The organism is Corynebacterium antarcticum (assembly GCF_016595285.2).
GTDB lineage: Bacteria > Actinomycetota > Actinomycetes > Mycobacteriales > Mycobacteriaceae > Corynebacterium > Corynebacterium antarcticum.
This window is the reverse complement of record NZ_JAENIP020000001.1, coordinates 398569-414550: the sequence shown is the minus strand read 5'-3', so window position 1 is coordinate 414550 and position 15982 is coordinate 398569. Positions and strand designations below refer to the sequence as shown.

Here is a 15982-nt window from a genome sequence, read left to right as displayed (position 1 = left end):
GGGCGTGCGCCACCGGTGTGCGGGACAGCGGGGTTCCCCGGGGTCGGGAAAAGGGTTGTTACAGGTTGCGCCAGGAGCGGATCGCGGCCAGCAACGCCTCGAGTGCTCCTCCGTTGAACTTGGGGAGGAAGAGGTGGTCGGTGTTGTTACCGCTGGACAGTCCGCCCAGAGTGGTCGGGAGATTGAGGTTGGTCAGGACCGCGAGGATCGAGCGCAGGATCGCGACGATTCCCGTGACCGCGGGAACGGAATCAGTGGGCCGGGGACTTTCGGTGGTGGTGACCGTGGCCGTCGGTTCCGCGGTCACGGTGGTGGTTCCCGGTGCAACGGTCTCGGCCACCGTCACGGTACCCGTGGCAGGCGCCGGAGTGGCGGTCACCGTGGTCGGCTCGGGTCGTACCGTCGTCGTCGTCAGGACGGTCGTGGTTTCCGTGACCGTCGTCGGTACCGTCGCGGGGGTCCCGGTGACGGTCGGGGGTGTCAGTGTCTGTGTCTCCGTGACCGTGGTGGGGGACGGTTGCACCGTCACCGTGACCGGTTCCCGGGTCGTGGTCACCGTGGTCGTGACCGGGGAGGGGGTCGTGGTCACCGTGCCGGTGACCGGATCCGGGACCTCGGTGGTCACGCTGGTGACCGGTTCAGGTGTCTCGGTGACCGTGACCGGGTCGGCGATCTCCGTGACGATGCTGGTGCTGGTGACCGTGGTGGTGGAGGTCTCGGTCGAGCACTTCACGACGCTGACGGGAACGGTGAGCTTCCCGGTCTCGGCACCGGGAACCGTCACGTTGACCTGCTGTTCCTTCTCGCCGGCCGTGCTGGTGTCCGCCGGTGTCACGACCTCGACGGTGGCGTCGTCCGACAGTCCGGTGATCCCGGCCCTCGGATCGAGGGGCTCACCCTCGCAGACGGAGACCGGTTTCGTCGAGAGCCCGGGTGCCCAGATGGCTGCGGGGCGGGCCTCGGAGTGGTCGGAGACGGAGTCCAACGGAACGCAGGCATTCAGTTCGTTGAGTGTGTAGAAGGGGGAACCGTCGGCGATGGACTGGCACTTCGGTCCGAAGGGTGTCTCCTTCTCGTTGAACAGCATCCGCACCAGAGTGATCCCGGCCTTGTTGCGGAATGCGTCCCACTGGATGTTGGCGGCCATCGGAACGGTCACCGACGAATTCCACGCGTTGTCCTTGTCGAAGAAACTCCCGGGAGGCGTGGGGTGGTTCGCCTGCGGGATTTGGAGGTAGCTCTCGACGGGGCCGAGGGTCTCGCCGTGGGTGAAGTAGAAGTTGCCCGCGACCTCGGATGCTCCGTTCGCACGGTCGTCGACGTCCTTGAGCATCAGTCGGATGAGGGGGTCGTAGATCCGGTACGAGTCCGAGGATCCCTCGCGTCCGGGGCCGAAGGTGTAGAAGTCGTGGACCTCGTACAGGTACCGCATCTCCCGGGCGGTCCGCTGCGTCATGTACTTCTCGGTGTCCCAACCTTCCGCCGGTGCACCGGCTTCTTCGGTGAGCAGCCGGGCGTAGCCGTTGACGGAGTAGAACTGGTGTGCCTGCGAGATGGCGTCCTCGTCGTCCAGCGTCGCCAGGTACTCGGGTGAGTAGAGATGCCCCAGGATCTCCCGGGCGGCGCTGATGACGGCCGGATCATTGTGGGACGCCTCACCGGCCTGCTTCTCGTCGGGAAGATCCTGGGAGGCCTTGTACGCCGGGTAATCGAGGCTCTCCTTGTTCTTGTACTCGATCATCAGCTTCGACTGGGGGGTCTGTTCACCGTCTGGCCCGAACACACCGGTGTCGATGGGTACCGGTGCGGATGCGTCGTAGCCCATCAACGGGTCGAGTGCCGCGTCCGAGTCGTGCAGGCCGATGGCGAAGTTCACGCCGGAGAACTGGGACCGTCCCCTCGGTGAACTGTGGTATCTGAGTCTGTCGTTCTCCCCGGCAGCCGCGATCCGGGTGTAGAAGTTGCGGTTGCGCTCGTAGTTGCGCTGTCCGATGGCCTGCCATTCGCGTGCTCCGAGGGTGGTGAGCGTTCCGTATCCCCCCTCCTCCGGAGGCGTCAGATGATCGTTGGCCGGCAGGTTCCTCGTCATCTGCAGTATCTGGTCGATCTCGGCGAGCACCTGCTCACCGAGAGGGGTCAGTGCGCTGGGCTGATCCTGCGCCTTCCTGAGGTACTTCATGGTGTTCTTGAAGCGGGAGGAGGAGCTCGCTCCACGGGATCCGTGACGGCCCAGCACCATGGTGTAGACCTGCTCGAACCCGTCCGGAGGGGTCGTGGCTTCAGCCGGCGTGCCCATCGGGATGTACTGATTCTTGAATCCGTACTGCGGAACCGTCGTCTCGTCGGCGGCAGCGGGGCCGGCACCGAGGATCGTGGCGGCGGCGACGAGCAGTGCGGTCGTGCGTCTTCTGAGTGGGGATCGGAACATGCGTGTGGTCATCCTTCATCCGGGGATCGGGCCCCGGTGCGGCGGTACCGGGGTGTTCAGGATGAAACGTAACTCTCCGATCACGGTTCTCCGCTCCTGATCACCGACTGTTCACCAGGTCTTCAGATGTGTGACGTGGAGGTGCCGCACGGTTGACGGGCGACGGAACAACGGCGGTAAGGGCGATCTCGCCCGACGGGGGTGAGTGTGGGGGTGGTGACGGTATGGTCTCCTCTCCCCTCGACTTTCCGTCCCCGGCGGGATTTGCGCGCTTCCTGCGGGTTTTTCGAGGTAGGTGGCGTGATGTCGCAGGGGTCGGGGGTGTCGGTGGGTGGGGAAGTGGACATCGAAATCGGGGCTGTGCTGATACCCCCGGGGTGCGGGGCGTAAGGTGTTACAGCGATAGGCCAGTCCGGGAATCCTTTCTTGGGCCACGCCGGTGCTGGTGAAGGCATCATCGGTCAGTGGTGGTCGATCGGGATGCTCTGCAGGGGTCCGTCGGTGTCGTGTCATGTCGCGCGTGCCATCCCATCGTTGTCGAGGGATGGGCGGACAGATGAGCGGGCACAGGGCGGCCGGTCAGGGTGGAACGGTGGATGATGCCGTGATGGTGGTGGGTCTGGAGAGGATCCGCGTACCGGGACTGGGACGAATGCACAATTCAGAGAACTAGCGAAGGTTGAATACAGTGTCTGACTCCAAGGTTTCCGCAGCTCATGTGACAGATGAGGTCGACGTCTGTCTGATCGGCGCAGGCATCATGTCCGCCACCCTCGGCGCGATGCTCAGGCAGCTTGAGCCGGGCTGGTCGCAGCTCGTCTTCGAACGCCTCGACGGCCCCGCCGAGGAGTCGTCCTCGCCGTGGAACAACGCCGGTACCGGACACTCCGCGCTGTGCGAGCTGAATTACACCCCGGAGGTCAACGGTGAGATCCAGACCACCAAGGCCGTCGCCGTCAACGAGAAGTTCCAGGTTTCCCGTCAGTTCTGGTCCTACCTCCTTGAGAACAACGAGCTGGACAACGCACGTGATTTCATCAACCAGGTCCCCCACGTCTCCTTCGCCCAGGGCGACGACCAGGTCCGGTACCTGCGCAAGCGTTATGACGCGTTGTCCGTCCACCCGCTGTTCCCGGACATGCAGTTCACCGACGACCGGCAGAAGTTCGCGGAGTTCCTCCCGCTCATGGCGGAAGGCCGCGACTTCGACAGGCAGAAGGTCGCCATCTCCTGGACCGACGCCGGAACGGACATCAACTACGGTGCACTGACCCGCCAGTTCCTGCGTAACGCGGAAGAGGCCGGAACCGAGATCCGGTACGGCCACGAGGTCGCCGACATCATCCGGGACGGGTCGAAGTGGAAGATCAAGGTCAAGAACGTCCACACCGGTGACACCAGCGTGGTGCGGGCGAACTTCGTGTTCGTCGGCGCCGGTGGAATGGCCCTGCCGCTGCTCCAGAAGTCCGGTATCCCCGAGATCCGCGGCTTCGGTGGGTTCCCCGTCTCCGGTGAGTGGCTGCGCTGCACCAACGAGGACGTCATCGCCCAGCACCACGCCAAGGTCTACGGCAAGGCCTCCGTCGGTGCGCCCCCGATGAGCGTCCCCCACCTGGACACCCGCGTCATCGACGGCAAGACGGGGCTGCTCTTCGGCCCCTACGCGGGCTGGACCCCGAAGTTCCTGAAGCAGGGTTCCTGGCTGGACCTGGCCAAGTCCCTGCGCCCGACCAACATCCCCTCCATGGCGGCCGTCGGTCTGCAGGAGCTGGGCCTGACCAAGTACCTCATCACCGAGGTGATGAAGGACGCCGAGGCCCGCATGGAGTCGCTGCGTGAGTACATGCCGAGCGCCCGTTCCGAGGACTGGGAGCTGGTCACCGCCGGACAGCGTGTGCAGGTCATCAAGCCCGTCGCGGGACCGCGGTTCGGCTCGCTCGAATTCGGTACCGCACTGATCAACAACGCGGAAGGCTCCATCGCGGGCATCCTCGGGGCATCTCCCGGAGCCTCCATCGCGCCTGCCGCGATGCTCGAACTCCTGGAACGCTGCTTCGGTTCCCACCTGGTCTCGTGGGGTCCGAAGATCAAGGAGATGGTGCCCACCTACGGCACCAAGCTCGCCTTGGACGAGAAGCTGTTCCACGAGACCTGGGAGCGCACCCAGAAGACCCTCAAGCTGGAGGACCGGGACTAACAGTGACGCACTCCACCCCCGACGCCGGTTACCCGTTCGCTGCGGTCGTGGGTCAGGACCAGCTGCGGCTGGCCCTGACCCTCAACGCGGTCTCGCCCCGGATCGGGGGTGTGGTCGTGCGTGGGGAGAAGGGCACCGCGAAGACGACCACGGTCCGGGCCTTCGCGGCCCTCCTCGGTGGGGCGCCGCTGGTCAACCTGCCCATCGGCGCCACCGAGGACCGGGTGGTCGGTTCGCTCGACGTCGAGACGGTGCTGACCACCGGCCGTGCCGAGTATCATCCCGGCCTGCTGGCGCAGGCCGACGGCGGTGTGCTCTACGTCGACGAGGTGAACCTCCTCGCCGATCACCTCGTGGACACGCTCCTCGATGCGGCCGCCACCGGCCGCGTCACCATCGAGAGGGACGGCATCTCGCACAGCTCGCCCGCGAACTTCGTGCTCGTCGGGACGATGAACCCGGAGGAGGGGGAGCTGCGTCCCCAGTTGCTCGACCGATTCGGTCTGGCCGTCGATGTCGCCGCATCACGCGATGTCGCGATCCGCACCGAGATCATCCGGCGGCGTCTGGCCTACGAGGCGGATCCCGCGGGATTCGCGTCTGTGTGGGCGGAGGAGGACGCCGATCTCTCCGCCCGCATAGCCCGGGCGCGGGAGATTCTCCCCCGGGTCGAGCTCACGGGGACGAATCTGGCCCGCATCGCGCACATCTGCGCCAGCTTCGATGTCGACGGAATGCGCGCCGACCTCGTCATCGCTCGCGCCGCGGTGGCCTGCGCCGCCTACCGCGGGGACACCGCCGTCACCGATGAGGACATCCGGACCGCGGCGCAGCTCGCGCTACCGCACCGGCGCCGCCGTGACCCCTTCGACGAGCCCGGTCTCGACGAGGACAAGCTCGACGAGACCATGGACGAGGCCCGCGACCAGCACCCGGAGCAGCCGGAGGACAACGCCCCGGAACCCGAGGACAACGCGCCAGAACCCGAGGACCGGGACACGGAGGACAACACCCCCCAGGACCCTCCCGGGCAGAGCGATGAACCGTCCGAACAGCCGACCTCCGACGGGAAGGCAGGTCGCGCCGAACAGGGCGCCCCCTTTCGTTCCGCGGGTACTGAGGCGTAAGGGGGCCGGGGACGAGGGAATCCCCGGGCGACGCTCCAAGGCGTGGTCGGCCCAGGGACAGAACGTCCGGGCGATACCGGGCGGTCGCGGGCTGAACGTCGTCGGTTCGGTGCTCGCGGCCGCTGAGCGGGGCGCCGGGATCGTGGACGGCATGATCGACTTCCGGCCCGAGGATCTCCGCGGTTCACTCCGGCGAGGCATGGAGTCCAACCTCATCGTCTTCGTCGTCGACGCCTCGGGGTCGATGGCGGGCAGGGACAGGCTCGCTGCCGTGACCGGTGCCGTCGTCTCGATGCTCCGGGACGCCTATCAGCGCCGGGACAGGATCGCGGTGATCTCGGTCAGGGGATCGGCCCCCGAGATCCTGCTTCCCCCGACCGGATCAACCGTGACCGCTGTGCGTCGGCTCGAGGGAGCTCCGACCGGCGGGCGCACGCCTCTCGGGGAGGGCCTGATGATGGCCCACGACCTGATCGAACGGGAACACCGCAGGGAACCGGGACGCCGGGCCCTGCTCGTCGTGCTCTCCGACGGGCGCGCCACCGGGGCATCCGGGACCGCCGGGGTCCGCCGGGCCGCCGCCGTGATCCGGGAGCGCGGATTAGCGGGAAGTCTGGTGATCGACTGTGAGCGGGCGGGTCGCATCCGACTCGGCCTGGCTGCGGACCTCGCCAAACGGCTCGAGGGGGTCTGTGTCCGCCTCGATGAGGTGTCGGCGGATTCGGTGGCCGGCGTCATCGAGGCTGTCTGAGTGGCCGTCGAAGACTGAGGAGTGCCTCACAGTTTGTCCGGAAACATCAGTATTAGCTGAGCCTAAACTAAGATTCCGGTCAAGGCGGCACCACTCCGTCCGGGCCGGCCCCGGGTTCACGGTGCGGTACCGCACCTTCCGAGGACCCCGAGGACACCCCATGGCCAGAAGAATCCACCGAATCCACCGGGCGGGAATCGGCGCACTCGCATGTGTCGCACTGACCGCCTCCCCGCTGATCGTGTCGCCGGCCGCGGCGGACGCGACCGACCCCATCGGGATCAGGCACACGGCTGAAGTCACCGAGTACCCCGATGACACTCCGGCGATGTACTGGAACATCCGCGACCTGTTCATGCAGATTGCGGGAGGTGCCGACACCACCCTCGACGGAGCGCGGCAGGGGAGCAGCGACATCATCTGGCCCTTCGTGGGGCGGGAGACCACCCCGGACGGACAGGTGCTCCTGAAGTACCACGGGACGGCGAACATCCGGAGCTTCTGCGAGACCCCCGAGGAAGTGCGCGGCCAGTGCCAGCTCGACCTGACCTTCTCCCGCCCGTGGGTCACCTACGACCCGGCCACGGGCAGGGGAATGTTCAGCGCCGTCGTTCACACCGTCAACCGGAACTCCGGTGAGTGGGAGGGGCCGGGACGACTGGACCTGGCCACCTTCGACCTGAAGAACGGCCGCTACAACACCTCGGGCGACCTGACCACGTGGGCGGATGTCCCCTCGGCGTTGACCGTCGCCGGGGCGCACGCGTTCAGTGACATCCTCGACGAGGGCGACGCGCTGTCCCTCCTGGACTTCACCTTCACGGGTGACCCCGGGTTCACGGGCGCCGGGGACGGCGGCTACTCGACGACAGTCGCCGAACACACGGGTATCGTCCTCGAGCACGCGGTGCGGCTCTTCCCGCGGAGCGACGGATCACTGGTGCTGGTCGCGGGGGACCATGAGGCCAACACCGCCGTCCTGATCGGGCGGGACATGAAGCCGATCGGCGAGAAACGCACGATCGATCTCGACTCGGACAACCCCTCCGCCTACGACCCGACGGAGAACGTGCTCTACTTCGCCGGATACAACGAGCCCGCGGGGTTCCTGGATCCGGTCGTGGACACCCCGGTCTACAGGGCCACGGTCACGGCGGCGGGTGTGGGTGAACCGGAACTCATCACCCGTCTCCCGCACCGTGTGACCTCGATGGGCTTCAACTCGGCGACCGGCGAGGTGGGCATCATTCACCAGGCCCGCAAGGGGGAGGACCAGTTCACCACCATCGCCCCGGGTGGGGAGCGCACGACCGTCGACCTGCCCAGTGGCAGCCAGCTGTTCGGTATCCCCGTCGATGACAGGTACTACTCGGACGGCGCGTACGGCGAGTCCATCCCGAACGGGCGCGCATCGAAGCTCCTCGGCCTGCCGGACGGGACCTGGCTGTCCGTGAATGATCACGGAACGACACCGGTCGAGGGGACCGACGACGGGTTCGGCGGACCCCGGAAACGCGGGGCCGTCCCGATCCACGTCACTCCGAAGGGGGATGTCACCGCGACCCTGGTCACCGAAGCGTGGCCGCAGTACGAGTTCGTCGCATCCAATGACGGCGTCGCGGTCCGTGGTGGCCGGATAGCGATCTGGAACGACTACGCGGACCAGGAAGGGCAGGGGGTGGCCACCTACACCTACGAGAACGGCACCTTCACACAGGTTCACGGTCGGGACAAGGTCGTCGTGGACGGGGTGAACCTCGCGAATCTCGCCGGTGGCACGTTCACCGATGACGGCAATCTCGTCCTCACCGACGCCGACAGATCCACCCTGGCCATCATCGATCCCGTCACCTTCGAGGTGGTGGATTCGGCGACCCTGTCGAGTTTCATGAAGGGAACCGAACGCAATCAGAATGACGGGGTCATCGCCACCGGTGGACGGATCATCGTCCTCGACGGCCGGCCGAGTACCGAAAACCCGGACACCGATCTCAACACCTACATCGGACTCCAGGTGCTCGAGGAGGCCACCGCTGCGGGCAAGCTCGACCCCTCGATCACCCCGTTCCACATGGATGAGTCGCTCAACGGGGGGCCGGTGACCCCGGTGACCGATGCCCGCGATCTCACCCCGGTCTATCCGGTGACACCGGCGGTACCGGGGCGGAAGGCCAGTTCCCCGGAACCGACCTTCACCTCAGACAGCGACCGGGTTCCCGGCACGGTGATTTACTCGCTGGACGGCGAACGGCCGCGGGAAGCGGTGGTGGATCCCGGCACCGGTGTGGTCACACTGACACCCACGGCCGCTGATGCCGGGCAGACCATCGGTGTCGTCGTGACGGTCACCTACACCGACGGAAGCGTGGACAAAGCGATCGCCGCCTTCTCTGTCGGTGATGTTGACGGAGACGGCGATGATGACGGGAACGGTACCGGGGATGGCGACGGGAACGGTACCGGGGATGGCGACGGCGGAACACCGCCCGGATCGACGCTGTTCGGCGGATCCGGCGACGCTGACCCGGTCGATGCGCCCGGGCTGCTTCCATTCCTGAACATCAGTGGCTTCCTGGCGCTCGTTGTGGGCCTGATCCACTTCCTCCGTACCCAGGTGCTGGGCGGCCTCCACCTGTCCGTCATGTCCCGCTAGATCATCGGATCCCGGCGAGCCGATCGGTCACGAGCTCCAGGAACCGGTCGACCCGCCCCGCGCAGGAGTCCAGGTCGGCCGGAGTGAGGAGAATGCGGTCGCGGTCTCCGCCCAGATACACGACGACCGGGCTGTTGCCGCCTGCGACCCGGGCTGTCGCTGGGTCCATTTCGTTGAGATGGACCGTCTCCAGGGGGAGCGGAAGTTGGTCGAGTGCGTTGGTCCAGTCCTTCCGTTCCCGGACCGATCTGCCGTGGCTGATATCGCAGAGGCTGCAGTGGGCGGTTCCCCGTAGCTTTCCGATGACATATGACATTTCGCCGAGTACGCCCCCGTTGGCGTTGTAGACACCGACCAGGCGGGCGGCCTCCGGGATGTCGGGGATGTGGGATGCGGTAGACACGGTGGGTGTTCCTTCGGGATCGGGTGTGGCGTGCGGACGGGACATCCGGATCAACGGTCGCGGTGTCGCAGATATTCCGGAAGCTTGGAACCGGAAACATTTAGGCGAAGATTTACCTGATAGAAACATGAAGATATTTTCAGAACCCGATTTTAAATGAGGCATGCCTAAGGTATGTTAGGGAACGTGCTGTGGCCCGGAAGCCGGTACTCGAACATCAATGAGCCGAGCAGGGTCCCTGAACCACCGATATCCCCCTGAAACCCAGAAAGTAACGCACCATGACTCAGTCCACCCGTCGTCTCTCCCGGACCGGCCTCGCCGCCGTAGCCTGCCTGACCATGTCGATCTCCCTGATCACCCCCGCTGTCTCGGGCGCTGACGAGAACGCGAAGATCGGCATCGAGCACGTCGCCTCAACCACCAGCTACGCGGACGACACCCCGGCCCTCGCCTGGGGTGTACTGGGCATCTTCCGGCAGGCATCCGGAGGTTTCGACCGCGTCTTCGACGGAGCGACGCTCCACTCGGGTGTGCCGTCCTTCGCCTTCATCTCCCGCACCGACTCCGATGACGGGATCGTGGTGCTGAATTACGCCGGTACCGCCAACGTCATGAACTTCTGCGGTCCGACCTACATGGACCAGGATGAGCGCGGAAACTGCAAACTCGACCTGACCATCAGTGAGCCCACCGTGACGATCAACCCGGCCGATGGCACCGGGAACATCTCGATGATCGTGCACACCCTCGACAAGAATACCAAGGAGTGGTTCGGTCCCAGCCGCGTCGTGATGGCCGATCTGGACCTCTCGAATGCCAGGTACAAGTCCGGTGAGGTCTCCACCGTCCGGGACATCGCGGTCACCGTCACCGAAGAGGGACGTGCCGCGCTCAGTGGAAACCCGAAGGGCTACGACGCCCTGGACGCCCTGGATCTCTCCTTCGACGATCCCATCTCCTTCGGCACCTCCACCGGTGCCACGGAAGACCTCACCCTGGTGAAGGAAGCCGTGACCTCGTACTCCAGGGGTGATGCCAACCGGTTGTTCGGTCTGAAGGACGGGTCCGTCCTCCACATCACCCGCGGCAAGGAGGCGAGTGACTCCCAGATCGTCATCGCGGACAACGATCTCAGTGAGTTCACCGCCGTTGACGACATCACCGTCAACCTCGGCAACCCCTCCGCGCTGAAGTCGGCCACCGACACGCTCTACTGGGCCGACGGAAACACGATCCGCTACGCCGACGCGACCGCAGCAGGTCTCGGTGCCGTCATGGAACTCGGTACCGTGCCGAACTCGAACGTGACCGGTCTCGCCTACTCGGAGGGTACGGACACCCTCGGCGTCCTCACCTCCGACCCCGGCACGCGTGAGGGCGTGTTCACCGTGTTCAACCTCGCGGACGGAACCTCCAGTCAGACGGCACTGCCTCCCATGAGCGAGGTCCGCGGAACCCCGGCCTCAGAGGACGGCGGGAGCTTCGACAGCACCTACGGCTACAGGAGTCCCACCGGTAACGCCGTCGGCCTCCGTGCCCTTCCCGACGGCACGTTCGTCTACATCCTCGACGACATCCTCGATGGGCCCGATGGGCGCACGGGCAGCACGCCGCTCCACATCCGCCCGGGGCAGACCCCGGCGGCCGTCGAGATCGAGGCGGCCAAGGAGCAGTTCAAGTCGGTGCTGTACGGAGGCGGACGACGTACCGCCAGCATCGTCGGCGGTAACGTCGTGTTCTACAACGGCGTGAACAGTGACTTCGAGTCAGTCGGCGTCTACACCTACTCCGACGGCACGTTCACCAAGAAGAGCACCGCCGACGAGGTCGCCGCCTTCGACTTCATCACCGGTGCGACCTTCGACTCCGAGGGCAACCTCGTGATGGCCAGCGCCAGCGACGGCAACGAACTCGCCGTCCTCGATCCGACCACACTCGAGTTCATCTCGAGCACCACCGTCGGTTCCACCCTCCAGTACACCAACGGCCAGGCCGCGGACACACTGAAGTTCGTCGGCGACGACATCTTCATCTCCGGTGTCCACGACTTCGGTGGCGAAGAGACCCTCACCTTCATCAAGGTCTCCACCGGCGGCGACGCCGTCACCGTCGGCACCGCCGATGACACCCTCGAGGCCATCGAGCTCGGGACATCCGACGGCAACGAGCCGCTGAAGAGCACTGAAACGCCGGCCACCATCACGCCGGCCACCTCGAGTCCGGCGACTTCCACGCCGGCGATCTCCACGCCGGTTCTCACCACGCTGGAGACCTCCACCCCGGAGACCACCACGACAGAGACCTCCACGCCCGTGACCACCACGACGGAGACCCCTGACGGCAACGACGACATGTCCTCCGGGTCCGGCGGAAAGCTCCTCATCGGTTTCGGTGGCCTGAGCCTGCTGTCTCTCCTGAACATCGGTGGAATCGCCGCGATGATCGCGGCATTGTTCCACTTCATCAAGTTCAGCATTCTGGGCCTGTACCGCTAGATCGGTGCCCACACGCCCGGGATGATCCCGGGTGACCGGCGTCACCGAAAAAACCGTTCCCCGTCTCTCCCAACAGGAGGGTCGGGGAACGGTCATTCAGGGGGGACTCCGGAGCCACCGGAGAACCGATACCCGTCGGCGGCGACACCCGTCACGATAGGATGATCCCGACCAGCTGCAACCGACGCACCGAAGGATTCTCCCCATGCCCAAGGGAAAACTAGACCCAGCCAGCATCCCCGATGACGGTCTGACCACCCGGCAGCGCCGGATGCTCCCCGTCACGGCGGTGCACACCGGTCCGGGGAAGGGAAAATCGACGGCGGCCTTCGGGATGGCCATGCGTGCCTGGAACCAGGGGATGAACATCGGGGTGTTCCAGTTCGTGAAGTCCGCGAAATGGAAGGTCGGGGAGGAAGCCGTGCTCCGACGCCTGGGCCAGCTCCACGAGGAGACGGGTGAAGGTGGTCCCGTCGAGTGGCACAAGATGGGCGAAGGGTGGTCCTGGGCGCGCAAGGCCGGGACCGAGGAGGATCACGCCCGCGACGCAGCGGAGGGATGGGCGGAGATCCGTCGCCGGATTGAGGCGGAGACCCACGACTTCTACGTCCTAGATGAGTTCACCTACCCGATCAAATGGGGCTGGATCGACGTTGACGAGGTCGTGGCGACCCTGGTGGACCGGCCGGGACGCCAGCACATCGTCATGACCGGCCGGGACGCGGACCCGAAACTCATCGAGGTCGCCGATCTCGTCACCGAGATGACGAAGATCAAGCACCCGATGGACCAGGGGCGCAAGGGACAGAGAGGAATCGAGTGGTAGTACCGGGCCTGTGCATCGCGGCGCCCGCGTCCGGCACCGGCAAAACCACGATCGCCACGGGCCTGATCAGGGCGTTGGCGCGTCGGATGGAGGTCGCCCCGTTCAAGGTCGGGCCAGACTACATCGACCCCGGGTATCACGGTCTCGCCGCGGGCAGGGTCGGAAGGAACCTCGACTCGGTGATGTGCGGTGGCCAACGGATCGGTCCGCTCTACGCCCACGGTTCCGCAGGCTGCGACATCTCCGTAGTCGAGGGTGTGATGGGGCTCTTCGACGGCCGCATCGCGGCCGGTTCGGATCCGGTCTGCGCACCCGGTTCCACCGCGGAGATCGCCCGCACCCTGGGCATGCCGGTCATCCTCGTGGTCGATGTCCGGGGAATGAGCCAGTCGATCGGAGCGATGGTCCGCGGATTCGCGACGGCCGTCGACGGCGTGCGACTGGCCGGGGTGATCCTGAACCGGGCGGGAACCGGACGCCACGACGCGGTCTGCCGCCGCGCGTGCGATGCCGTCGGCGTGCCCGTCCTCGGTTCCCTGCCCCGCTTCGCCGACATCGAGGTGCCCTCCCGCCACCTGGGGCTGGTGACCGCGGTCGAGCGGGGCGGTGCCGCGGTCACCGCCGTCGAGCGGATGGCCGATCTCGTCGAGGAGCACCTCGACCTGGACGGCCTCGTCTCCGTCGCCGACTGCACGTGGGACGGGGAGGCGTGGAATCCGCGCACCGAGGTCGCGCCGGTGGGCAGCCCGACGATCGCAGTCGCCGGTGGACCCGCCTTCACCTTCGCCTACGCGGAACACACCGAGCTCCTCGGTGCGGCGGGCGCCCGGGTCGTGCGCTTCGACCCGCTCACCGATGACCTGCCGGACTGCGACGGACTCATCATTCCCGGCGGGTTCCCCGAGGAGCATGTGGAGGATCTCGCGGGCCGGACCGGGCTCCGACAGCGGGTTCGGGAACGGATCGCCGACGGTATGCCCGTCCACGGGGAGTGCGCGGGCCTGCTGTGGCTGACCGCGAGCCTCGACGCGCATCCGATGCTCGGGGTGATCGACACCCACGCGGCCATGGGCCGGCGGCTCACCCTCGGCTACCGGGAAGCCGTCGCGCTGTCTGACTCGGTGCTCCACAGGGAGGGGGAGCGACTCACGGGCCACGAGTTCCACCACACAGCCCTCACCGACACCTCCGTGGCCGGTTGGTCACCCGCCTGGGGCTGGCGTGGCTGGGACGGGCGGGGTGTCCGGGAGGGATTCGCGGGCGACACCGTGCACGCGTCCTATCTGCACTGCCATCCGGCCGCGACACCGAGAGCCATCGAACGGTTCGTGGCCGCCTGCGTCTAGCCGCCGACGAGCGCCCGGCGATCCTCGGTGAGTTTCCCGTCCACCATCGTGCACCGGCGGTCGGCGCGCCGGGCGGCCTCCTCGTCGTGGGTGACCAGGAGGGTCCCGACCTTCTCCTCCGTGACGAGTTCCAGGAGCAGGTCCATCACGTCCGCGGAACGCCCGGAATCGAGCGCCGAGGTCGGTTCGTCGACGACGAGGAGTGCCGGGGAGTTCATCAGGGCGCGGGCGATGTTGACGCGCTGCCGCTGACCACCGGACAGTGCACCGACGTTCCGGTCGCGGGCATCGGCTAGGCCGAGACGTTCGAAGAGCTCGAGGGCGCGGCCCCGCGTCGCGGCTTTGGAGGCACGTCTCCGCCACGGGGACTCCAGGTGCCGGGTCATCATCAACTGTTCGGTGGCGGTGAGTGATCCGATCAGGTTCGGTTGCTGGAAGACGATCCCGATGTCGTTCCGTCGGACGGCGGCCGCCTCCCGGGAGGAGAGACCGGCGAGTTCCCGGTCGCCCAGCCGGATCGACCCGGAGGTCGGGGGCTGCAGCGTGGAGGCGACGGCCAGGAGCGAGGACTTGCCGGAACCGGAGGGGCCGGTGATGGCGATGAGTTCACCGGCGTCGAGGGACAGCGACGCGCGATCGACCGCGGTGATCTCACCGGCGCCGTCGGGGAAGGTCAGGGTGACGTCGTCGAGGGTGAGGACTGGACGGGAGTTCATCGGTTACCTCCGAGAGCGGAAAGCGGGGAAGCGGATTTCAGGAAGGACAGTGCGGCCGCGGCACCGACCAGGCCGAGCGCGAACATGGCGAGCGCCGGGTAGAGCGTCGTCGAGGTCGACACCACGAACGGCAGTCCATCACCGATCAACGACGCCGAGATCAGGGTCAGCGCGAGCCCCGCGCCGACGCCCACCGCGAGGATCACGGCGGCCTGACCGAGAGCGTCGACGACGAGTGCCGCGCCCGTGGCTCCGAGGGCCTTCAGGGTGGCGATGTCGGGCTTCCGTTGGATGGTCCACACGGTGAAGAAGGCACCGGTGACCAACGCGGTGATGATCAGCAGCATCACGTTGATCATGGTGAGGGAGGTCGACTCCGCCTTGTGTGACGCCATCGTGCCGGGCAGGTTCCCGGCGGAGATACCCAGCGTGCCGGGTTCCCCGTCGATCGGGGCGCCCGACGCGATGAATGTGGCCGGCGCATCCGCGTCGAGATGGGCCCAGACGACCGGTTGGTGCGAGTAGTGGTCGTCGCCGCGCACGGCGTCGACCGTCACCGTGCCGTAGCGGCCGAGGTCCGCCGAATCCCCGGCGGCCAGCCCCGTGGCCTTCGCCGCGGCCTCGGAGAGGACGACGTGACCCGGTCCGGGCAGGGGAGTGGACGCATCCGCCGGGCCGTCGGCCGCGGGCCGGGTCGCCAGTACCGACACGGATTCCTCGCCGAGCAGGCTCCGGTCGATCCCCACGGCGGTGGCGGGGGTTCCGGCCGCTGCAGCAGCGTCCAGAAGTGCGGTGGTGGATTCCGGATCGAGCCGTGACCGGTCCAGGCTGGCCTCTCCGGTGTCGGACAGGGTCGCGGAGGCACCTCCGATGGTGGACAGGGCGGAGATGCTCCGGTGGGTCAGACCTCCCGTGAGGCCGGAGAGGAAACTGACCAGCAGGGCCATCATCGCCACGGTGACGGTGATCAGGGCGAACCGGCCACGGGCGGCCCGCAGGTCGCGGAGAGCGAGGAACATGATCGGGGAAACTCCTCC

The 15982-nt window shown here is 66.7% G+C and carries 11 protein-coding genes; 7 read left to right on the top strand and 4 right to left on the bottom strand.

The window, feature by feature from the left end:
- Nucleotides 1–58 precede the first annotated feature (58 nt).
- Nucleotides 59–2428 carry a histidine-type phosphatase gene (locus JIM95_RS01825; protein ID WP_200257107.1) on the bottom strand — a complete coding sequence of 790 codons (2370 nt, stop codon included), beginning with the start codon at nt 2426–2428 and terminating at the stop codon, nt 59–61.
- Between the two features lie 688 nt (nt 2429–3116).
- Here JIM95_RS01825 and mqo point away from each other — a divergent pair.
- The 4 genes from mqo to JIM95_RS01805 all read left to right on the top strand — a co-directional run bounded on the left by mqo (nt 3117) and on the right by JIM95_RS01805 (nt 9156).
- On the top strand, nt 3117–4625 hold the full coding sequence (gene mqo / locus JIM95_RS01820; RefSeq protein ID WP_200257109.1) for a malate dehydrogenase (quinone): 1509 nt from the start codon (nt 3117–3119) through the stop codon (nt 4623–4625).
- A gap of 2 nt (nt 4626–4627) precedes the next feature.
- Complete coding sequence (locus JIM95_RS01815; protein ID WP_200257113.1) at nt 4628–5752, top strand: AAA family ATPase; 1125 nt, start codon at nt 4628–4630, stop codon at nt 5750–5752.
- A complete protein-coding gene (locus JIM95_RS01810; protein WP_234034460.1) occupies nt 5664–6503 on the top strand; it encodes a vWA domain-containing protein in 840 nt (279 codons plus the stop codon). The genes JIM95_RS01815 and JIM95_RS01810 overlap by 89 nt, the downstream gene beginning before the upstream one ends.
- Nucleotides 6504–6663: 160 nt before the next feature.
- Entirely contained in the window at nt 6664–9156 is a 2493-nt protein-coding gene (locus JIM95_RS01805; protein ID WP_200257116.1) for an HtaA domain-containing protein, read from the top strand.
- Between the two features lies 1 nt (nt 9157).
- Here JIM95_RS01805 and JIM95_RS01800 read toward each other — a convergent pair whose 3' ends face one another.
- The gene (locus JIM95_RS01800; protein ID WP_200257117.1) at nt 9158–9559 is read right to left on the bottom strand and encodes a hypothetical protein; all 402 of its coding nucleotides are present in this window, start codon (nt 9557–9559) and stop codon (nt 9158–9160) included.
- 281 nt (nt 9560–9840) lie between these two features.
- On the opposite strand from JIM95_RS01800, the gene JIM95_RS01795 reads away from it, so the two are divergent.
- From JIM95_RS01795 to JIM95_RS01785, 3 genes are all read left to right on the top strand, one after another.
- Nucleotides 9841–12057, top strand: coding sequence for an HtaA domain-containing protein (locus tag JIM95_RS01795; RefSeq protein WP_200257118.1), 2217 nt, complete (start codon nt 9841–9843; stop codon nt 12055–12057).
- A gap of 205 nt (nt 12058–12262) precedes the next feature.
- Nucleotides 12263–12883 (top strand): cob(I)yrinic acid a,c-diamide adenosyltransferase, encoded by a 621-nt coding sequence (gene cobO, locus JIM95_RS01790; protein ID WP_200257119.1) that lies wholly within the window; start codon nt 12263–12265, stop codon nt 12881–12883.
- Nucleotides 12877–14229 (top strand): cobyrinic acid a,c-diamide synthase CobB, encoded by a 1353-nt coding sequence (locus tag JIM95_RS01785; RefSeq protein WP_200257120.1) that lies wholly within the window; start codon nt 12877–12879, stop codon nt 14227–14229. Before cobO ends, JIM95_RS01785 begins: the two co-directional genes overlap by 7 nt.
- On the opposite strand, the gene JIM95_RS01780 is transcribed toward JIM95_RS01785, so the two are convergent.
- Nucleotides 14226–14945, bottom strand: coding sequence for an ABC transporter ATP-binding protein (locus JIM95_RS01780; protein WP_200257121.1), 720 nt, complete (start codon nt 14943–14945; stop codon nt 14226–14228). The two genes, JIM95_RS01785 and JIM95_RS01780, sit on opposite strands and share 4 nt — an antisense overlap.
- On the bottom strand, nt 14942–15964 hold the full coding sequence (locus tag JIM95_RS01775; protein WP_200257123.1) for an ABC transporter permease: 1023 nt from the start codon (nt 15962–15964) through the stop codon (nt 14942–14944). The genes JIM95_RS01780 and JIM95_RS01775 overlap by 4 nt, the downstream gene beginning before the upstream one ends.
- Nucleotides 15965–15982 lie beyond the last annotated feature (18 nt).

Bases quoted from the DNA above. Each gene is read 5' to 3' on its own strand.
- JIM95_RS01825 (WP_200257107.1), bottom strand. From the start codon at position 2,428: ATGTTCCGATCCCCACTCAGAAGACGCACGACCGCACTGCTCGTCGCC.
- JIM95_RS01810 (WP_234034460.1), top strand. From the start codon at position 5,664: ATGAACCGTCCGAACAGCCGACCTCCGACGGGAAGGCAGGTCGCGCCG.
- cobO (WP_200257119.1), top strand. From the start codon at position 12,263: ATGCCCAAGGGAAAACTAGACCCAGCCAGCATCCCCGATGACGGTCTG.
- JIM95_RS01780 (WP_200257121.1), bottom strand. From the start codon at position 14,945: ATGAACTCCCGTCCAGTCCTCACCCTCGACGACGTCACCCTGACCTTC.
- JIM95_RS01775 (WP_200257123.1), bottom strand. From the start codon at position 15,964: ATGTTCCTCGCTCTCCGCGACCTGCGGGCCGCCCGTGGCCGGTTCGCC.
- JIM95_RS01795 (WP_200257118.1), top strand. From the start codon at position 9,841: ATGACTCAGTCCACCCGTCGTCTCTCCCGGACCGGCCTCGCCGCCGTA.
- JIM95_RS01805 (WP_200257116.1), top strand. From the start codon at position 6,664: ATGGCCAGAAGAATCCACCGAATCCACCGGGCGGGAATCGGCGCACTC.